At 53.5% G+C, this 19,492-nt stretch carries 13 protein-coding genes; 3 read left to right on the forward strand and 10 right to left on the reverse strand.

Annotation, left to right across the window (positions count from 1 at the left end):
• Positions 1-15 precede the first annotated feature (15 nt).
• Together ONV78_RS22985 and ONV78_RS22990 are read right to left on the reverse strand one after the other, a co-directional pair.
• Positions 16-1,032, reverse strand: coding sequence for a TRAP transporter substrate-binding protein (locus tag ONV78_RS22985; RefSeq protein ID WP_279506702.1), 1,017 nt, complete (start codon positions 1,030-1,032; stop codon positions 16-18).
• A 316-nt stretch (positions 1,033-1,348) separates the two neighbouring features.
• Positions 1,349-2,362: a hypothetical protein gene (locus ONV78_RS22990; protein WP_279506704.1), complete on the reverse strand. Its 1,014-nt coding sequence runs from the start codon at positions 2,360-2,362 to the stop codon at positions 1,349-1,351.
• Between the two features lie 403 nt (positions 2,363-2,765).
• Here ONV78_RS22990 and ONV78_RS22995 point away from each other — a divergent pair, with 403 nt between their 5' ends.
• Complete coding sequence (locus ONV78_RS22995) at positions 2,766-3,839, forward strand: helix-turn-helix transcriptional regulator (protein ID WP_279506706.1); 1,074 nt, start codon at positions 2,766-2,768, stop codon at positions 3,837-3,839.
• A gap of 558 nt (positions 3,840-4,397) precedes the next feature.
• Here ONV78_RS22995 and ONV78_RS23000 read toward each other — a convergent pair.
• The 4 genes from ONV78_RS23000 to ONV78_RS23015 form a co-directional block, all read right to left on the reverse strand.
• On the reverse strand, positions 4,398-4,880 hold the full coding sequence (locus tag ONV78_RS23000; RefSeq protein ID WP_279506708.1) for a hypothetical protein: 483 nt from the start codon (positions 4,878-4,880) through the stop codon (positions 4,398-4,400).
• Positions 4,874-5,407, reverse strand: coding sequence for a hypothetical protein (locus ONV78_RS23005; protein WP_279506710.1), 534 nt, complete (start codon positions 5,405-5,407; stop codon positions 4,874-4,876). Before ONV78_RS23005 ends, ONV78_RS23000 begins: the two co-directional genes overlap by 7 nt.
• A gap of 7 nt (positions 5,408-5,414) precedes the next feature.
• On the reverse strand, positions 5,415-5,567 hold the full coding sequence (locus ONV78_RS23010; RefSeq protein ID WP_279506711.1) for a hypothetical protein: 153 nt from the start codon (positions 5,565-5,567) through the stop codon (positions 5,415-5,417).
• Between the two features lie 71 nt (positions 5,568-5,638).
• Positions 5,639-9,730 (reverse strand): hybrid sensor histidine kinase/response regulator transcription factor, encoded by a 4,092-nt coding sequence (locus tag ONV78_RS23015; protein ID WP_279506712.1) that lies wholly within the window; start codon positions 9,728-9,730, stop codon positions 5,639-5,641.
• Positions 9,731-10,013: 283 nt separating this feature from the next.
• Here ONV78_RS23015 and ONV78_RS23020 point away from each other — a divergent pair, with 283 nt between their 5' ends.
• Entirely contained in the window at positions 10,014-11,297 is a 1,284-nt protein-coding gene (locus ONV78_RS23020; RefSeq protein ID WP_279506714.1) for a hypothetical protein, read from the forward strand.
• Positions 11,298-11,402: 105 nt separating this feature from the next.
• On the opposite strand, the gene ONV78_RS23025 is transcribed toward ONV78_RS23020, so the two are convergent.
• Positions 11,403-12,560 carry an MBL fold metallo-hydrolase gene (locus tag ONV78_RS23025; protein ID WP_279506715.1) on the reverse strand — a complete coding sequence of 386 codons (1,158 nt, stop codon included), beginning with the start codon at positions 12,558-12,560 and terminating at the stop codon, positions 11,403-11,405.
• Between the two features lie 170 nt (positions 12,561-12,730).
• Between ONV78_RS23025 and ONV78_RS23030 the strand changes: the two genes are divergently transcribed.
• Positions 12,731-13,351, forward strand: a complete 621-nt coding sequence (locus ONV78_RS23030; protein WP_279506716.1) for a TetR/AcrR family transcriptional regulator — start codon at positions 12,731-12,733, stop codon at positions 13,349-13,351.
• A gap of 9 nt (positions 13,352-13,360) precedes the next feature.
• Here the strand turns inward: ONV78_RS23030 and ONV78_RS23035 are convergent, their stop codons facing one another.
• Genes ONV78_RS23035 through ONV78_RS23045 form a run of 3 tightly spaced genes read right to left on the reverse strand, consistent with a single transcriptional unit; the run spans position 13,361 to position 19,487 of the window.
• Positions 13,361-13,810 (reverse strand): hypothetical protein, encoded by a 450-nt coding sequence (locus ONV78_RS23035; RefSeq protein ID WP_279506717.1) that lies wholly within the window; start codon positions 13,808-13,810, stop codon positions 13,361-13,363.
• A 5-nt stretch (positions 13,811-13,815) separates the two neighbouring features.
• Positions 13,816-18,165 (reverse strand): DUF6531 domain-containing protein, encoded by a 4,350-nt coding sequence (locus ONV78_RS23040; RefSeq protein ID WP_279506719.1) that lies wholly within the window; start codon positions 18,163-18,165, stop codon positions 13,816-13,818.
• The gene (locus ONV78_RS23045; RefSeq protein WP_279506721.1) at positions 18,165-19,487 is read right to left on the reverse strand and encodes a hypothetical protein; all 1,323 of its coding nucleotides are present in this window, start codon (positions 19,485-19,487) and stop codon (positions 18,165-18,167) included. Before ONV78_RS23045 ends, ONV78_RS23040 begins: the two co-directional genes overlap by 1 nt.
• Positions 19,488-19,492 lie beyond the last annotated feature (5 nt).

The raw sequence follows: 19,492 nt of genomic DNA on the forward strand, positions 1-19,492 counted from the left end.
GACATATCAGAGCGCTTACAGCAGCCCTTGTTGCTGTAGATAGGCGGTCACAGACTCGTAGACCTTCTTGGCGTTGGGAGATTGCTTGGCGAACTCCTCCCATTGACTACGGGCGATCTCGCGGAATTTCTTACGCTCTTCCGCCGGCCAGTCGTGAATGGTGATTTTGGGATTGGCGCGGGCGGTTTTGACCGCTTCGATATCCGCCATTCTGAGCTGCGTGCTGATGTCGTGGGCGAAGTCCCTTACGGAAGTGGTGAGAATCTCCTGGATATCCGCCGGCAGTTTGTCCCACTGTTTCATGCCCATGGCGATCTCCAGCAAGGGCAGGGAGTGGAAGCCGGGGTACACCGGATGCGGCGCGATGTCATTCATGCCCGCCTCCTGATTGGTGGAGAACACGGTGTAATCCGCCGCGTCGATGACCCCTTTGCTCAAGGCGGTGAATACCTCAGAGCTGGGCAGGTTTACCGGCGCGGCTCCGGCGGCGGCGAATACCGACTGCACCAGTCCTTCCGGCGCTCGTAGTTTCAGCCCTTTCAGATCCGCCACGCCATTCAACGGCTTCTTGGAGACGAAGGCCTCCAGCCCGGTGGCGCCGCCTCCGACGAATTTGACGCCGTAAGGCTTGTACAGCTCGTTCATGAGCTGATAACCGCCGCCGTAATTGATGTAGGTAATCAGTTGATCCGGCGACGACCAGGCGCCCACGGTGTTGCCGATCAGGCCGAACGCGGGGTCTTTACCGGAGAAGTAACCGGTGACGGAAATATGCCCGTCAAGAATGCCCATGCCCATGGCGTCCAGGGTTTCCGTGTGGCTCACCACACTGCCCACAGGCAGCAATTCGATATGCAGGCGTCCGCCGCTCATACGCTCAACGCGCTCGGCCCATTCCTGCTGCACTTTGAAATTCTTCACCCCGGACGGGTCAGAGGACTGAAACTTGAAATTGAAATCCGCTGCGCCAGCGGTTCCGAAGGACAGAGCAGTCGCCAAAGCGCCCGCTACGAGAGAGGTCGATAACTTCATATGATCGCTCCAATTCTTATTTTTAACGGAGTATCGCCGCCGCTAGTTAAAGGCGGCATCAGGGTTAACGCAATTCATGCTAGGCGTGTTACCGGTAACATTCTAATAAATTTGTTACCGGTAACTTTTGGTTTTTGATAAGTGTTATCTATCATTCTGCGGTTGTTCTCATTCATTCCTTATCTGCCAGACTACCTTTGGAAATTGTCCGCGAGGCGCTGAATTCAAGGTGTGATTGGAACAAAAACAAAATCTATACTGTGTAGCTGCTGCCCAGACAGCGATCTTGAGTTTGCAGGTAGTATCTGAAGGTATCCTAAGCTTCTTTTAAACGCGCATTATTATTTAAGTAGCTTCTGATTAGTTTCCCACTTTCCGCATCTAGTCCAAACATTGTCCCCATAAACCTATGGTTTGTTCCTGTTATCTCTTTAATCTCTGAGGCCGACAGAGGAGGAAAAACTCTCTGGAAGCGATTAAGCATCATGAAATACTCTTCGCCTTCATACTCTACCTTATTCTGATAAGCTGCTATTTGTAGGTTCCCATCAGCCTCCCCAAGTGCAACAATTCCTGCTCCAGACTGATATAAAAAAACTACGTCACCCTTTTCAAATTTCTCAATTTTAAATTTCCACGGGTCAAAGTAAGCAGCTACTTTTCCTTGAGTTAGCATGTCATCATGATCAATTTTGTCATTGTTGATATTTGTATTTAAAATATAATAGCCTTCGGACAGATCTTCGTTTGGATTATCACTAACCCGAAAGGCTGTCATCTCTAGGAGCATTTCTCTCTCTTCTCCTCTATATACCCTATAGATCCAGGGGCGAACATCTAACCCGCATGCTCGCCAATACTGTATAGCCTCACGAGTCTTTCTATCCAGGCCATTAGTTATGACGACAAAAGTTTGTTTTTTGTTAAAGCACGTTTCATCAATTTCAATTCCAAAGGAAGCTTTGTGGGAATCCTTAAGGGACAATTTAGTGGCTCTAAATTTTTTATAAAGAGAATCTAAATCAGAATATTTTAAGTTTCCAAATATTTGCCCATATCTTAAAACCTGAAGCAAATTTATACTCTGAGCTTCCCAAGCTTTAAGTTCAAATATAACAAGGTTTCCTTCTCCATCAATAGCCATCATATCTGGCTCTTCTTGCCAATGGCGAGACTGCATAATAAGCGTAAGTTCATCATCCGAGAGTAATCGACTTAATGAATTAAAAAGAATTCCTTGAAGGTCTCGCTCATTGAGATTGAAGCTATGTAAACGCTCTGCGCGCTTCCGGTCGATATGTTTTGAATCTACATTAATACTAAGTAGCATCCTGCACCTCGGCGAATTAGTGTTGCGAATTATGGTTAGACTGCATCCTACGATTGCTTCGGAAAGGTTAGTCCTAAGACGCTGAGCTCGCTAGGCTGATATAGCATTATAGAGGCTCAGGAGAGCGAGGAATAAGTTGAGTTTCCACTCTGTCGAGCTATGCCTCCCTACCAAGCTAATGAATAACCTGAGTCGATGGGCGACGACCTCTGCCAAATGGAGTCTCCTCGTCAATGAGGTTTCAAGGAGTAGGGTAATAAATCTTCCGCATTTTCGCCAAAAACAGAGCAAATAGTGAACAATATGCTAAAGTTAGGGTACTTATGGAACCGGTTTTTATGCGCTAATTCAGAGTTATAGCAGGAGCAGGGAATATAGGAAAAATGATTAGGGAATGTCGACGATGGAAAGTTATTACAAGACCATACTGAACTTAATAGCGCAATCTCCTAACTCAGACTCATTATTCCAGTCTTTCTTGAAGCTGCTGACTGAGATCGTCAGCTGCGACAGCGCGGTATTTCTTATCACCGACCTGAATAACCTGGGCGACTCTCACAGCGATTACATCTATAACGTTCCCCAGGAACATCAAAATATCTATGAAAGTTACTATAACCAGATAGACACGACGAACGAGACCATCTCAAAAAGCCAGCAGGATCTGGTGTTTGTGCAGGATCTCCCTGATGAACTGATCAGTCGGGAAGTGGAGTCGGACTTTATGGCGCCCAATGGCTACAAGGGACGCGCCGTCTTTGCATTCCCGCGCAGTAATAATTACGTGACGAACCTCTATCTGTGCCGGGATGGCGTCTTTTCGGAAAACGATAAGGCGATGCTGATCCGCTCAACCCAATCCATTCGCTTAACGGTGCAGGAAATACTGAATAATGAGCGTCGCCGGAATTTTGCTCGCTCACTGCTCAACGCCACAGGGAGCCTGGGCGGTTTGCTTGGCTATGTCATCGTGGACGACAAGATGAATCTGGTGGATATGGATTCCGATCTGGTTTTCCTGTTTGTCAAAAAGCAGATAAAAATTGAGAACAAAAAGGTGCATATCTATGAGCCAGAACTGGCGAATATCATTGATATGTCCATCCGCTTCGGCGCTGCATTGACTTACTCTGCGATAGACCCAGACTTCTCTTATGACATTGCGGTGGCGCCTACGTCGTTGTTGAAAGGGCTTCTTCCCTGGGAAATGCCGCCCAACGGCCTGGTGATCGCCGTGTATGACTGCCACCGCTGTGCGATTCATTTAAAGAAACTGATGGATTGCTATGGGCTCACCAAAACGGAAGCGGAGACCACGCTGCACTTTTCCAAAAAGCCCCATAACAAGCTGCTTGCCTCCGAGTTATCGAAAGCGCCGGAGACCGTCAGAACCCACGTCAAAAGGGCCATGCAGAAGATGGGCGTGCACTCGCAGTCAGAGTTGGTGCGTCTGGTTTTGACCATCACCATGCCATGATTTTGTGAAGGCCGTATCCTGAGAGAAAAGCGCCCCCAATTGGGGTATTTCCAGGCATTCGCATTCCTTCTAATCTTGTCATGACGACATCAAATGGCGGCATTGAAAACACAACAAGAGGGACCTAACAGTGACCAACTGGGAAGTGTGGCCGAATTGGGCTGATGAGAGTTCAGTCTGCCCGGTCGCAAGGCATGAAGACCTGTTGTCTTCGCGCCCTGGCGGTACAGACTCCACGTCAGCGCCCAAACATAATTCACAGACGTTGGAGCATTCGATAGAAAAATATAAGAAATTTCTGCGATCCGAAGCCGACAAGCTGAACACGCATAAAAACGAAATCGGAAAGAAGAGACAAGGCGACCAAGCCTGACCACTAACAGGCTGGGTAGTGACGATAAATGTCGGATTACTCACAGTGATACGCCGCGCTAACCGCCAATACCACTCGACAGCGCGGCTGGTTCTATAACCTTTTCAATCCTCAGGCGCCGCTTGGTCGATACATATCAGTCGTTGACGCTTCACGCTTGCTGCGGAAGCGTCAACAGGGCCGGATCAGATCGCGTCTTCGAAGCTGAGGCGAGTCGCCACAAACCGTAAAAATTCCGGCAGGGGCACATAGCGGTCATACCCCGTGACATGTTCTTCGCGGGTGGGGAAGGTCCACTCACCGTCGCCACCGTCTTCCTCCCAGCTCAGTATGTTGTAGTGAGAGGGCAGGGAGACGACGTAGCCGATGGTCTTGTCCTCCGGCTCGCCGCTGCGCCATTGCAATCTATCAGGGGCGCCGGAGTCGATACCCTGCTGGCATTCGACGCCAGTGGCCCACTCAATCGCGCGCGTCAAATCAATATAACCCGCCACTTTCGCCGCGGCGCTCTCCAGACCGCGCCAAAAATAGTAATCCGGCGGATCAAAAGCCCAGGGCAACACGTCATACACCAAACCAGCAGGGTACTGGATGGCGACAAGGTAGTGGACGCTGTGGGCTTTTCCTGGCGTGCTTCCAAGTATCCAATCAGGTTTTTGAATTACCATGCTTCATCCTCTTCGTCCGCCACGGCGTTTTCATATTCATCAATTAAATTTTGCAGGTGAGTCTTGGCTGCAGGGCTAAAGTTACTGTGCGCGTTAACCCAGAAGTCTAGAATCCCGTATGAGTCGGCAATCATAGAGTGTCTGTAATAAACAAGGAACATATCCCCCGTCCATTTTTCTTGGCGCTCTTTGGTGCGCCTGTTGCTTATGAGGTCATCATAAATATTCTTCTGAGAACTGGTCGGGATCTTGATGGTCTTATCCAGTACATGAATATGGTTGCAGGTTCCTGAATAGTCCCCGCGTGGGTAATCTATGCCGACCAACTTCACCGGATTTCTATCAAAAGGAACATCTGTGCCAAGCACATATTTGGCGTTAAGGTATTTAATTCCTCCCAGTCCATTGAAATACAGCTCTCCCTTAAGATAGGCCACAAAATCCTTGATCAGCAGCTCCAAATCGTTATCCAAGGCGCACTGCGCGAGCAGGCCCTGCGATCTCCAAATCCTTATAGTCTTTGACATATCATCCCTACTTAACGGTCAATTTGAAGTGAATACCGAATTTTTTATCGTATTCATGGGCTTTTTGAAACGCCTCTGCGATCTTGATGGCGCGCTCCCGAGAGGGATTAAAAATGGGGGGACGGCTTGGCTTTTCCTGGTTGTTTTTCTTTGTAGACATCGCTGTCTCCTTGATTTCCTATAATCATGACGAAGAGTCAGCAATTAAGCGTTGTTTATTAACGTTTTCCTTCAATCAGATACAACTTTTTCGTAACGCTCATCCTGATACTGCTTCGGCGTTACGCCGAAGTAGGTTTTAAACGCAGAGCCCATGTGGGATTGGCTGGAGAATCCGGTGTCGAGAGCGACTACTTTCAGGATGGCGCCTTGTTGCAGCAGTTCGGCGGCGGCTTCCAGACGTATCATGCGCAGGATTTCCTGTGGCGTGAAGCCGGTGATTGCTTTCACTTTACGACGCACCTGAGATTCAGAGAGATGCAATCTGCCGCTGAGTTCCAGCACATTGAACTCCGGATCGGAGAGCCCGTTTTGCATATGCTGGATAACGCGATTGAGAAACTCCCTTTGGTTGGGGGCGCACTCGTGCAGGATTATCTGGAAGCGGCTTGGCTGGGGCTTATCGTCGCAGCCTGTCTCCGCGCTTAAATCAGGTTTGTCCTCAAGCACGGCCTGTACTTGAAAACGGGCTTTCAGTAACGTGCGGATATTGATCAGCGTTTCAGCCTTCAGGGCGAGCAGGCCCGGATCGTAAGGTTTGGTTATGTAGTCGTCCGCCAGCGCCAGCAGACCGGCGCGTTCACTTTGTCGGTCCGACTTGGCGGTGAGCAGAATGACCGGAATATGAGAGATCAGCTCCTGGCTGCGAATAGTTTCGATCAATTCGATGCCAGTGAGTTGCGGCATCATGACGTCGGAAATAATCAGGTCGGGAATTTCCAGATTGGCCTGCTGCAAGGCCTCTTCCGGATTGATGAAGCAGCGGACCTGAAAATCACCGGACAGCTGTTCGTGGAGCTGGTTGAGCAGCGCCTGATTATCGTCGATGCAATACACCAGCGCCTTATCTGAGGTGTCAGCCGGTTCGTGTTGAACGGGAGACGGCGCCACTGACGCTTCATACTCCATGCCGATCCAGGCGATGTACTCGGGGTTGATGGCGTGATCATCCACAATACTTTTTATGGATTCCGTAGCCACAGCGGTCGCGATGGGCAATGTCACCATCGCCCGAGTCTGGCCGTGAGGTTCCGATTCAATACGGATCTCGCCCTGGGCTTGCTCCACAAGCGCTTTCACCAGCGGCAGGCCCAGACCCAAACCATAGGACTGGTGAGTGTCGCCCAGCTGTACATAGCGCTCGAAGATGGATTCCAACTGTTCCTGCCGAATTCCTTTGCCCTGATTACTGACGCAGAAGCGCCAATATCCGTCGATCGTCTCTGCGTGAACTTCTACGGGGGTATCCGGCGAGGAATATTTAATGGCGTTATTAACTAGATTGGTGATGACTTTATCCAGTGTATCGGGTGCGCAGTGAACGATGGCCGGCGCGTTGTGGATTAAGCGCAACCGCTCCGGCGAGACGAAACTGGCGTAAGTCGTGAAATAGAACTCGACGAACTCATGGGCGGGATAGAAATAATCCGGCTGTGGCGATGACTGGGGCTGCTTGGAGCGGGATAGCTCCTGCATGGTGTCCAGCAGCAAGCCCGTGCGCCGCACCAGCGTATGCAGCTTGGCGGTCTTATCGGATTCCGCCTTGGCTCCGGCGAGTACGCCGAGCATCAACGTCAATGGTGTTTTGAGTTCGTGGGAAATATTTTCGAGCAAATCTTCTTTATAGGTCAGCGTTTGTTCCAGAACCTGTCTTTGGCTCTCTATTTCGTGGGTTTTCTCCGTCACCAGGGCCTGCAGGCGTGCGTTCTTACGCTGGATATAACCTGAGCGCCAGCGCACGATGGCGTATACCAGTAAGCCCTGTGCGGACGCATAGAATATCCAGGCGTACCAGCGCATCCACATTGGCGGTGCGATATCAAAACGATACAGGGTTTGGGCTTCGCCCCAGACGCCGGAATTGTTGGAGGCCTGCGCTTTCACCTCGTAATGCCCAGAAGGCAGGTTGGTGTAGCGAAAGACGTCCGTACCCGCTGGCAGTTCTTTGGGGCGTTGATCATAGCCGAGCAACTGTAGACGGAAACGGTTTTTGCTGGAGTCCGCGCGGGATGAACCGCCCAGTTTGAAGGTGACGTTATCAAGGGCGTTCGGAAGCTTGAGGCTCAGACTCGCGGGGGAATAGTGAGGCAGGGTCAGCGTCTCGTCGCTGTTTTCGTCGTAGAAGGTCGCTTCCGCCAGCGGGCGGGGCTTGAATTCATTGTGATGCGTCTGCTCGGGACGAAACAGATTCAAGCCCTGCTTGCCGCCGAAATAAATCTCACCAGCGTGACTGACATAGTTGGCGCCGCGAATAAACGATCCCTCCTGCAGGCCGTCTTCCGGTCCGTAAGTCGTCAGTATTGTCCCGTCCAGCATACTGAACTGATGCAAGGCTTTTTCTGTGGCCAGCCACAAGACGTTATCGCCATAAGGACGCATGCTGATAACCAGACCAAGATTGGCGACAGCGGCGTCGCTGTTGAGTAGCTTGCGTTCGGCGACATCAACGAGTTGAAGGCCCTTCTGCGTCCCCAGCCAGAGCCGGTCAGGGGCTGTGTCGGCATGGATGGCGTAAACGGCGCCGGAATAGGGCTCGCCGGCAAAACTGTCTTTGGGGAGTCCGCCAAAACTCTGCAGATCCAGAGAGGCGTAACCTAGACCTCCGCCAAGAGAACCGATCCACATGCGTTGCTGGCGGTCTTCCGTCATCGCCAGCACGGGGCCGTTAGCGATATCGGCGTCACGGTCGAACAGGGCGATTTGCTTGCCTCCGCCGTCGTACACCGCCACGCTGCTTTGATAGCCCACCCAGATGTGGTCAAGGCTGTCTATCGTCAGTGTCGATGCATATCGCTTGACCGGCTTGTCCGTGGCGTCCCGCACCGGTTGGAACTGAACGGCTCCTTTGGGCAGGAATTGCGCGCCGCCGTCGGTGGCTATCCAGAGGGAATCGCGATGGTCCGCCTGCATGGCGCGGATCGAGTCGCTGAACAGTAAGGGCGCTGGCGCTGAATTTTGCACGAGATGATCGACGTTGCGGTCATGGCCGACTTTCAACAAGCCTCGCCCCATCGTTCCGATCCAAAGAGCCTCGTCAGTTTCTGCAAAACTGCTGATGATTGCGCCTTCAATGTATTTGTAGCCGAGGATAGCGTTCTTATTGAATGCATCGGTGCGGATTTCCCCGTAATACAGGCCGTCGAAAGTAACGATCCAGAGCACGCCTTCGTCGTCGATTTGAATATCGAAGACTTCCTTATGGGTGTTGCGGCTGTCGTTGGGCGTGGCGAACACCATCCGTTGCGTTTCGCCATCTGCGGTCAGGCGATACAAGCCTTCGTTGCGGGTGGCGATCCAGATGTCTGAGCCGTGATGGAGAATATCCGTGATCCAGGCGTCATGCAGGCCTCGGCCTGCGAGCGTTCGCGTCAACTGTTCCTGACCATTGGCGTCTGTCGTCAGCGTGAACACGCCGTCGCCGGTGGAGCCGACCCAAAGCGCGCCGTCGTCCTGATATTGCAACATACCGGCGCTGAAATCGTCTTTGACCTTGGTTGCGACGGGAATGCGTCGCATCTCCTGAGTGTCCAGGTCAAAGACGTAAAGTCCGGTGCCGCTGCGAAAGGAGGCGAGCCAGAGAGAGTGCTCATCTCGCTGCAGAATGTCCTTGATGTAGTAGCCCTCGGTGGATTCAATCCACTCCATCTGCGTGCGATTTCGCAACACGAAAAGTCCTTTGCTGGAGCCCAGCCAGATATTGCCTGCCTCATCCTCATAAAAACCATCGCAGACGGCGTCTTTAACGACATCCCGGCCCGCCTCGCTGAAAGGGAAGGGATGAAATTGGTCCTCGCGAGGGGAATATCTGTTAACAGCCCCGGCGCTGCAAACCCAGATATCGCCACGGGAGTCTTTGAACACGCGGGTGGTGAGGTCATCAAACAGCGACTCCGGTTGATCCCATCGATTGAGGTAGTTGACGACGCTTACCCCGTCATAGCGACTGACGCCGTTGTAGGTGGCCAGCCATACATAACGCTCGTCCACATACATGGCGCTGATTGCGTTAGTGTTTAACTTGTCGTTAACCGTGAGCTGGTTGAAACGCAACGTCACCAGTGGCGCATTTTTCGCGACGGCGCAGGGGGCCGCGAGAAGGACCATTAGACTCCAGAGCAGAATTCGTTTGAGGGCGGGCACGTCCTTTCATTCCTTTCATAGGCCTTGATCACCGAAAAACGGGTATCCGGCCTTGTCGATTTATTGTTATGTCCGCTGAAACCCGCGTGGATTCTGGGTTTAACGGGAATGCTGAATTCCTGATACAGGATGCGCGTTATCTGATATAGCGGTCGTTTCATCCTGTCTAATATGAATTCCGTCGTTCAGCGGTATTCGAATGACACGAACCATTAAGGACGGAACCTACCGTTGAGGTAACTAAAAAATGAAACTATATCATGTTGTTATGATTGCGGCTTCCTTACATGTGGGCTTGGCGGAAGCGGGAGTAAAACCCGAAGGCGCTCTGCACAATAAGGCCGTCAAAGCGCCTCTTGCTAACGCTATCGCCTGGGCGTCGGACCAGCCGGTTATTTTTCCTAATAGCGGACCCAGCGCCAGCGTGCGTCTGCCTTTGAAGGTATTGAACTTCACAGGGAGCGTCTTGCCGCTACAGGTTATTGCCGACCCGGTTTTCGCCAAGGTGGAGCTGAACGGCGGGCAGCCTGACGGCCCCGGATATTACCTGCCCAGAGACGGCAGCCATTTCTCCGACACTATTGATGTGAAGATCGCAAATGTCGGCGAATATGAGGGAGATATCTGCCTGGTTTACGCGTCGCAGAAATTCTGCAAGACATTCAGCGGCGAAGTGAAAGAGGAAATCGAGTTCTTCCATACGCCTTATGTGTATTCGCCCAAAGGCGACGACCGCGTGCCGGTGTATCCCTTGCCGATCATTGATCGTCCTGCGGATGCTCACAAGCAGTGGGGCAAGTGCGCGCCTTTACATCTGACTCCGCACTTGCGCTCCGGCGGCGTGATGGACATCAAGGTGGATTATCCCTTCTACCTGCAGGACTGGAACTACACGACCAGTAGCGATAAGGGGTGGAATAACGGACAGATTCTGCGTGAGCTGAAAAATCTGCAACCCAATACTCAATATCGCGTGGTGCAGGTGTGTGCGCTGGATGGATTGATAAACAAGAAAGAGCCGGAAGGCGTGGTGACGGTTACCGTGCATGACCCTGACGGCGCGCGCGTACCCAGTGGCTTGCCGCCTATAGACTATGTCTCCAAGCCTTTCTATCTGGCGCAGAACGCCAGGCCGGTTTATTTCAAAGACATTGTCGTCAGCGGTTTGAACGAGATGGGCGTAATCGATGAGCATATTGAGTCGCAGGACCGGGATTATGAATCCAAACATTTCCCCGTCACGGTGACCAATAACAGCGATCGCACGGTTTCGCTGCGCTTCGATATGATCTACGACGAGTTCTATAACCAGTACCATCGGTTAAAAGGCGATGAGGCGGAGAGATGGTCGATGGACGGCAGTATCAGGACGCTGGAGCCGGGCGCAAGTCTGTCCGTGGACGCGGTGTTTGACGAGTGCGATGCTTATACGGAGTGGACGGTGTGCAGCGGTTACCACATCAGCGGGGTCAAGCTGTTTGTGGACGACCAGTTCCACTCATCGTTCATCACCAGAACCTTGTATCGCTGAGTTGTTGTAGTGACGAAAGTCAGAAAAAGCTGCAAGGCGGTCTGGCTATCAAAAGACAGCCAGGAGTCGGCGAACCCGACTCCTGGTTTTTGTTATGGGGCGCGCTTACAGGTATTCGGGCTGCGCAGATGGTTCTTTATCCGCGTACTCGGTCGCTTCCGCGTTTGCAGGCATCAATTCCCGCCACCAGTAGGTTTGCTGCACGGGCTCCGCCAGCACCAGAGGCGCGCCGATCATGGGCGTGCGCAATGTCACCTGATGTTCTCGCGCCAGCGCCGCAATGCGTTCAAGGGGGTCATACCAGGCGTGCATCGCCAGGTCGAAAGTGCTGTTGTGAATCGGCATCATCTGCTTGCCCTGCAGGTCGATATGGGCCTGCATGCTTTCTTCCGGTTGCATATGCACGCCGGGCCAGTTCTGGTTGTAAGCGCCGGTTTCGATCATGGTCAGATCGAAGGGGCCGTACTTGTCGCCAATATCTTTGAAGCCGGGGAAATAGCCGCTGTCGCCGCTGAAAAACAGCCGTTCTTTGCTTCCCAGCATCACCCAGGACGCCCACAGAGTTTTATCGCCGTCGAACAGGCCGCGACCGGAAAAATGCTGCGCAGGCGTCGCCGCCAGGGTAACGGGTCCAACCTTCACGGATGACCACCAGTCCAGCTCGGTGATTTTTTCCGCTGGGACGCCCCAGGCTTTTAGCTGTCGTCCCACGCCAAGCGGGGTATAGAAGTGCTCGACGCGGGAATGCAGCGCCTTGATGGAGCCTTCGTCCAAATGATCGTAATGATTGTGTGAAATCAGCACGCCCTTGATCGGCGGCAGTTGCTCCATCTCAATGGGGGCAGGGTGGAAACGCTTGGGGCCGGCCCACTGTACTGGGGAAGCCCGCTCTGAAAATACCGGATCAGTCAGCCAGAAGTCGCCTTCAAAGCGAATGAGCACGGTGGAATGTCCCAAACGATAAACGGCGTTGCGCTCATCGCCAAGCAGCTGTTCCGTTTGCAATGGCTGCAGTGGAATCGCCTTATCGGGACGGGTGGCGGCGTTATTATCAAACAGGAAGCTTTTCAGTATTTTTCCCATGCCTGCGTTCGCCCGGGTCGGAATGGAGTTATGAAATTTGCCTTCGCGGAAGTTGTCGCTGTATGCGTCGGACGGTGACGGTGCGCCCAGGCCGGTCAAGGTGGCGAGAGTATCGTTGTTGTGCATGGCTAAAGCTCCCAATGTGATAACAACCAAGCCGAATAGCAGGCGTTTTTTCATGATGTGTATCCAACCGGTCCATTCAACTAATTTGTAAACTACACAGACATTTTTAAATTACACGGATATTTGTAAACTACACCGAGCAGTTTACTCTTAAATTTTCAAAAGTAAACTGGAGAGTGTAAACTTGTCCGCATTGTTCACTTCAATACGACCTGGATAAGGCAATGGAAAAGAAAAAAAGTCTGAGCGAGCGTAAACGGGAAGCGATTCTGGAGGCGGCGGTCTGTGTGTTTCAGGAGTCCGGCTTTCAAGGCGCCAGCATGGATCGCATCGCCGAGCGGGCGGAGGTGTCCAAGCGCACGGTGTACAACCACTTCATCAGCAAAGAAGCCTTATTTATTGAAATTACCGATCAGGTTTGGCGCAAGGCGATGGACGCCACGGAGTTTCCTTACCAAAGCGACGCCCCCCTGGCTCCGCAACTGACCGCTATTGCGGAACAGGAGCTGGAACTATTGGGATCGGAAGGCTATATCGGCATGGCGCGCATGGTGCTGGCGGAATATATGCTGTCACCCGATCTGGCGCGGCAGGCGATGCAGAAAATGCAGGAGAACGAGGGCGGTATCAAACGCTGGTTAAAGGCCGCCATGGCGGATAAGAGAGTGATCAAAGTCGACCCGGAATTCGCCGCCACGCAATTCATGAGCCTGATAAAAGCGTTCTCCTTCTGGCCGCAAATCGTCGGCCACGCGCCTAACCCCACGCAGGCGGAGCGACGTGAGATCGTCGCCGCTGCGGTGGAGATGTTTTTGGGGCGTTATGCCATCAAGAAAGAATCATGAAGGGTTTCTTTAAGATTCGGGGTCGAGCTCTCTGAATGCGTCGTAATCGCCATATTCATCATCACACCAGCCTGTGCGCTCCCAGCGAATATCCGGCTCAAGAAAACACTTATAGGTGATATATGCGCCTGAATCATAGGTGCGATCCAGGCGCGCAGTTTGTGAATAAATCATAATGTCCGCTGCAATATCTGGCTTTTCCCTGCGGCAATCTATATAGGCGTTGCAATATATCGATATCGCCAAACTTCCTAGCATTGGAGTTGATGACTGCGCAGTAAAACGAACGACCTGCCCATCAACAGGCTTGTCGATATCGATGTCCAGATTAACGCCAATATCGCGGCTGAGTGAGTCGACCAATGCAAGCGCCACCTCATCCACTGTATCATTGGCGCTGCTATCGCCCGCCGACAGCTTTTTCAGAAAAGATTCAATGATTAATAAATTGTCTTGCATTTAGGTTAATCCCAGTCAAACGGTTGTCCTGGCGCATGCCTGCGGACATTCGGTTCTTTTTGATCAATTTCAGCATAATGCTCGCCTTTCCCCCAACCGACTACCTTCTCCTCACCGTCAATATTTCTCTTATAAGCAGGATCGCTCCATTGATCAGTTTTAACTGGTTTCTTCTGCTTTGGATCAATCCTTCCATATACAGTAATTATGCTTCTTTTATTACCTGCATCGGTAAATACCGCATTGCCATTTTTGTAATAAATATCGATATAATTCCCGTTCTTATTCTTTCCTGTGAAGATCCTGTCGGGGTTGTTAAGTATATCAATAACTCTCGGATCTTTAATATTGACGCCATGCTTGGATTGGCCGTGCCCTGCAGTTCGCCCTGGCATATCAAAATCATAAACATCATCTTTGGTTAGCTTCTCAAAGTAGTGATTGTTCAGCTCAGGGAAGACGCCTCGGTATTTTCCGTTTCCGTCAAAACCAATGTTATTTTTACGACGATACTCATCCAGCTCCTTGCCTTTCTCGCAGGATAACCCGAATGGATCAATCCAGGTCAACGGGTCTGGCGTATAGGCGTAGAGATTTAGACCCCCTCGGAGTTTGATAGGGTCCTGCCGAATATACTGGCCCGAGTCCGGATCGTAATACCGGAACCGGTTGTAATATAAGCCGGTCTCTTCATCCTCGTATTGGCCTGGCCAGCGGAAAGGGCAGGCGCGCCTATCGCCTTTGAGGTTGCGCAGTTGACCCCAGACGCTGGTATCCGCCGACCATACCTGCCGTCCCTCGCTGTCGTACATGGCGTTGGGCGTTCCCAGATAATCCGCGAGGATAGAGTAATAAGCGTCACCCACCTGTTTCGCCATGGGGGTGAAGCTTTCTGGCTCAAACAGCCAGGTGATGAGTTTATTCTCTTCTCCACCAGGGACAGTGGGATAAGCTTGTGGCGGAATAGCAGGAGGCCCCTGCGGCTGAATGGGGCTGCGGGCTATGGCGGGGCGTCCTGAAACGGTTTCGGTCGGAGTGGAAGATAGATCGAATGCTGCGTGCGCTTCCTGTGCGCCTTGCATTTCAACCCATTCGTGCAACGGATTATTGCCGTCCCAGACCCAACGAGTAATGCGGCCGCTGAATGTTTTGCTGAGACGTCGGCCAAGCGCATCGTATTCGAATGTGACGATGCCGCCATCCGGGCGAATAACTTTTTTCAACGTGCCGGAAACATTCCATTCATAGCGCCAGATTTTGCCCCCGGGTTCCGATTTGGTAATCAGATTCCCTTCCGCATCGTATTCAAAGCGTACAAGACCATTAGGTCTACGCATTGAAAGTAACTGACCCGCCGGGCCGTATTCGCGATCTTTACCGTTATAGGACTGGAATAACGCGCCGATGGCGTCGGGCATGCGCAAGTCCATAACGCCATCGCCGTAACGAGCGGAAACCAGATTGCCCAGGACATCATGCTCGAAGACGGAAACGCCGTTAAGGGAGTCGTGTATTTTTTCCAGGCGGCCGTTCACGCCCCAGAAGTAAGTCTTTGCGGATTGTGAGGCGTCGGCCTTGAGTATTTCGTGTTGCGAGGGACGTCCCAGGCGATCCCGGCGCCAGCGGCTTCTGACGCCTCCTGGCAAACTTCGTTCTAGCTCGCGCCCTAACTCGTCTCGCTTGAACAGTGCGGAGAATTGAGCGTCGCCCGTTGTCACTCCCATCACGTCGCCGGCCACATTGCGCTGAATTTGCTGGTCCGCGCCAAGAGAAGAGCGCATGCGTGAGCGTAAGCCCAGGGCGCCATACTCTGATGAAACCCAGTGATCGCCGCAGATCTCCTTTGTCACCTGGCCTAACGCATTGCGTTCGAAAGACAGTGTTGCGCTGCTGTTAACGGCCAACATCAGTTCGCCATCGGGACGATACTGAAAACGTTCTTCCTCGCCATCACTGTGCAAGGCGCGCATTACGCGTCCAAGCGCATCGTAGGCGAAGTCAGTATGGCGTCCGCCAGACTTCAGAATACGGCGCACTTGTCCGGCTGCATTGCGTTCGTATTGACGCAACAGTCCATCAAATCCGGATTCCGACAGTGTTTCCCCAGTTGGACCCAGCTCAAAGCGATAGACATCGCCGTGTTCGTTAGTAATCGCCGTCAGCTGTTCTTCGGTATCGTACTCAAACTGAATCGTGGTTCCCGCTTGGGTGCGAGAGGCGATCCGTCCCATGCCCTGATAAGTGAAATGGACGTCAAACTGAGCATCGGTGGCGCGAGTCAGATTCCCTTCTGGATCGTAGAAGAAGTTTCTGAGGTTGCCGTCAGGTTCATTGACCTGAATGACTCGACCAAGCAGGTCATACTGCAAACGACGCTGTACGCCTTGCGCGTCAATGGCCAGAGTAATGCGGCCGTGATTGTCATAGCGCCACTCGGGTGAGCCGCCATCGGGCGCAGCGTAGCCGATGGGATTATTGTACTCGTCGTATTCGATATGGGTTTCTTGTCCGCCTGGGCCTGCGACAGATGTCAGCATCGCTCCTTCGTAACGGTAGAAGGTCCGGCGATCCAAAGGGTCCGCCTTGGCAATGAGGCGGCAGTGCTGGTCATATTCCCATAACCAGGCGCCGCCATTGGCGTCCTGTGCTTTTATCGCGTTATCCCGCTCATCAAACTCCATCTGCAGCGTGGAGCCGTCCGGCTGGGTGATCTGGGTGAGGTTGCCGCGGGGGTCGTAGTCGTAGCGCGTCGACAGGCCCAGTTCGTTGGTTTCGCAGGTGACTTGGTAATACTCGTTGTATTCGTTGACGATCACGCCGCCGGAGGCGGTTTCGATTCTATGGGGCAGGGCGCCGTCGTGGTGGTAAACGGTCTGATAGCCGAGGGAGTTCTGTACGATAGTGAGGCTTTTCTCATCGTCGTAGACGAGCTGGTGGTTATAAATGCCGCCGTCGCCCCAGGTGTGAATACAGCGGGCGTTGTGGTCAGCGCCGTCATATTTGAAATAGAAGCTCAGTCCGTTGTAGCCGGTTTCCTGGCATAACAGGTGGTTCTGGTATTGATAGCTAAACTCGCTGCCCAGGGCGTCCCGGGTCGCCACCAGATCGCCGCCGTAGTATTCGTACTCCACGGCGCAGTAAAACTCGCCGGCGTTATCCGGGTGCGGAAGCAGGATGCGACGGATACGGTTGTCCGCATCGCTTTCGAACTGAATGCGCCGTCCGCCGCTGTCGATGATCCGGCTCAGACAGCCGCCCGCGGTGTAGTGAAACTGAATGCGGGCGTTTTCCGTGGGATCGGTGATGGCGCTCAGATAATGCACCGCCGTTGCCTGCGGATGAGCCGAGGGCGCCGCCGGGGTGAACCGGTACCAGTTACCGTCGAGATGTTTGAGACGATAGCCCTGATCGTCCCGGTGCAAGGTCATGCGCTCCTGGCGGTTAAAGCTCTCTTCACCTGCCTTCAAGGCAGGAAACGCCATGTGCCGGCCGTCCTGCATCATCACTGCGACGGCTCCGTCTTCTTCGATCAGTTTCCAGTCATAGTTGTGATGCCAGCCGTGACCGAGGGAGCCCTGATAAGTCGAGGAGCTGAACCAGGTGCGTTCCCAGGACAGAGGGATCGGGCCGGGCAACTGGAAGTCGATCCAATCCGTAAAAACCTTGCCGGAGGCGACATCCACCGGGTGTCCGGTGACCGCGCAGACGCCTTTGTGGACGCGGTTGCGGACGCTGGGCGGCGCGCCCAGTTTATCCATGAGCTTGTCGGCTTTCTTATGGATCGCGTCGGAGATCTTTTTGACGCGCTTACTGCTTTTCTGCATTTTGCGCATCTTTTTAAACGCCGCGCCCAAACCCGCCAGTCCGGCGGTGGTGGCCACGCCCATGGCGTCCACGGTGGGAGGCCCGCCGATCATGACCGGTGCGCCAATGGGAATGGGCAATACAGTGGTGGTCGGCAGCACCATGCCATAGGACTTTTTGGGTTTCTTGGCGCGAATGGGCGCCAGCATGCCCACGCTCTGGCAACTCAGCACCGGCAGCGCGGTGAAGCTGAAGGGGGCTCCGTCCGCCACCACGGTGGCGCCGCCCATGAAGATCTCGTCTTCGTTCCCCGGCGGCATGACGAACGGGCCGCCCATGGGAATGTGCGGGATGGGCTTACCCGCCGTGCCTGCCGTCGCACGGGGAACTCCGTTGACTTTCACCGTGCCGCCAAAGATCGGCAGGTAATCCAGGACATCGAAAATAATGCCGATGTGCGGATGGGGTATAGGAATGGGCGTTCCCGGCGGCAGCGCCAGCAGGTGAATATCGATCCCCAGTATCGGGTCAAAATGTTTGGCCGCCAGCATCAGACTGTCTCCGCCCTGGCGGCGTGCGCTTCCCGCCAGCCTTCGCCCAGCAAGGCCGCCATGGCTTCATGGACGTAATCTTTATCCTCCCGGGTCGGCGCCACGCGCAGCAGCGTTTCTCCCAGGTAAGGCAGGGTGGTGTATTGGCGCTGCTCAGGGTCGATCAGCCCCGCCGCCTTAAGTCCCCGCAAGGCGCTCTCCCAGGCGTAGCCTTTGAGCTTCAGGCGCTCCAGGCAATAACACTGCAAGCGCCAGCTCTCCATACACATCATGGCGTCTTCCTGGGCCTCGGCGATATCCGCGCTGCGGCGATAGCTCTTGGCGGCCTCTTCATAGCGCTTCTCGCTCAAGTAGGCGCTGGCTTCGCTGATGTGGGCCTGAAACAGTAATTTGTCGCAGCCGGGACGCTCCGCTTCGATGCCCTGCAGCGCGCACTGCTGAGCCTGTTGATAATCCTGTAACGCTTTCTCGGCTTGTTTCGCGTTCAGATAGCCGGAGGCGCGCAGCAGCAATACGGAGCACTGCATATCGAACCACGCTTGCTCGCCGGCGATCGTCAGCGCGCGTTCGGAACGGCTTCGCAAAGCGGGGATATCGTTGTTCTGCACGGCGTAATTCATGTCCACGAAACATTGGCGAAACGCCGCGCCGGGCGAACCGTCGTCCGCTTCCTCCATGATCTTGTTCATGGCCTCGCGCAGATTCAGAGGCGGCGTCTGGCTGAATATCTGTGTGGGGTAATCCTGCGCCAGCTTGGCGAACGCTGGGCGCTGGGCGTTGTCAATGATGATCCACTTCAGATTGCCGCCCCAGAGCTTGTAATCGCGATGAATCTCACAGGCCAGTTGCAGCCAGCGTCGCCACGCTTTGAGGTCTTTGACCTCGTGGGGCCAGATGGCGATCACCAGAGTGGAGAAGTAATCGGCGAACGCTTCCAGAATCTGGTGACAGCTTTTGTATAGCGCGTCGTGGCCGCTCAGCGCTTTTTTCGGGTCAGGGGCGCGCCAGGTGAAAGCGTCCTCCGGGTTTTCATCGTCCTCGTCTTCCGCACTGGCGGCGACGCCCGCTGCGATCTCCCGATTCAGCTCATCCGACAGGTCAAAGCCGAAACGATCCAGGGAGGAAAACTCCGAATGCAGAGCGACGAAGAATTCGCCTGAGGTTTCGTCGAATTGTTCCCGCATCTTCAGAAACCCCGCCATCAGCTGGTTGGCGTCCGGGTCGATATTCCAGCGCAGGATAGGGCGCCCGCTCTCCACAAACGTCTCCCATTGCGCGTCGAGCTTTTCCATCTCTTTTTCGATTGGATTTTTCTCTGTCATGAGGC

Origin of the sequence: Hahella sp. CR1, assembly GCF_029813005.1 — a bacterium.
Classification (GTDB): domain Bacteria; phylum Pseudomonadota; class Gammaproteobacteria; order Pseudomonadales; family Oleiphilaceae; genus Hahella.

Excerpts from the sequence above, each read along its gene's own strand:
- ONV78_RS22995 (WP_279506706.1), top strand. The coding sequence starts at position 2,766 with ATGGAAAGTTATTACAAGACCATACTGAACTTAATAGCGCAATCTCCT.
- ONV78_RS23000 (WP_279506708.1), bottom strand. The coding sequence starts at position 4,880 with ATGGTAATTCAAAAACCTGATTGGATACTTGGAAGCACGCCAGGAAAA.
- ONV78_RS23040 (WP_279506719.1), bottom strand. The coding sequence starts at position 18,165 with ATGCTGGCGGCCAAACATTTTGACCCGATACTGGGGATCGATATTCAC.
- ONV78_RS23015 (WP_279506712.1), bottom strand. The coding sequence starts at position 9,730 with ATGGTCCTTCTCGCGGCCCCCTGCGCCGTCGCGAAAAATGCGCCACTG.
- ONV78_RS23030 (WP_279506716.1), top strand. The coding sequence starts at position 12,731 with ATGGAAAAGAAAAAAAGTCTGAGCGAGCGTAAACGGGAAGCGATTCTG.
- ONV78_RS23045 (WP_279506721.1), bottom strand. The coding sequence starts at position 19,487 with ATGACAGAGAAAAATCCAATCGAAAAAGAGATGGAAAAGCTCGACGCG.
- ONV78_RS23005 (WP_279506710.1), bottom strand. The coding sequence starts at position 5,407 with ATGTCAAAGACTATAAGGATTTGGAGATCGCAGGGCCTGCTCGCGCAG.
- ONV78_RS23020 (WP_279506714.1), top strand. The coding sequence starts at position 10,014 with ATGAAACTATATCATGTTGTTATGATTGCGGCTTCCTTACATGTGGGC.
- ONV78_RS22985 (WP_279506702.1), bottom strand. The coding sequence starts at position 1,032 with ATGAAGTTATCGACCTCTCTCGTAGCGGGCGCTTTGGCGACTGCTCTG.
- ONV78_RS23035 (WP_279506717.1), bottom strand. The coding sequence starts at position 13,810 with ATGCAAGACAATTTATTAATCATTGAATCTTTTCTGAAAAAGCTGTCG.
- ONV78_RS22990 (WP_279506704.1), bottom strand. The coding sequence starts at position 2,362 with ATGCTACTTAGTATTAATGTAGATTCAAAACATATCGACCGGAAGCGC.
- ONV78_RS23025 (WP_279506715.1), bottom strand. The coding sequence starts at position 12,560 with ATGAAAAAACGCCTGCTATTCGGCTTGGTTGTTATCACATTGGGAGCT.
- ONV78_RS23010 (WP_279506711.1), bottom strand. The coding sequence starts at position 5,567 with ATGTCTACAAAGAAAAACAACCAGGAAAAGCCAAGCCGTCCCCCCATT.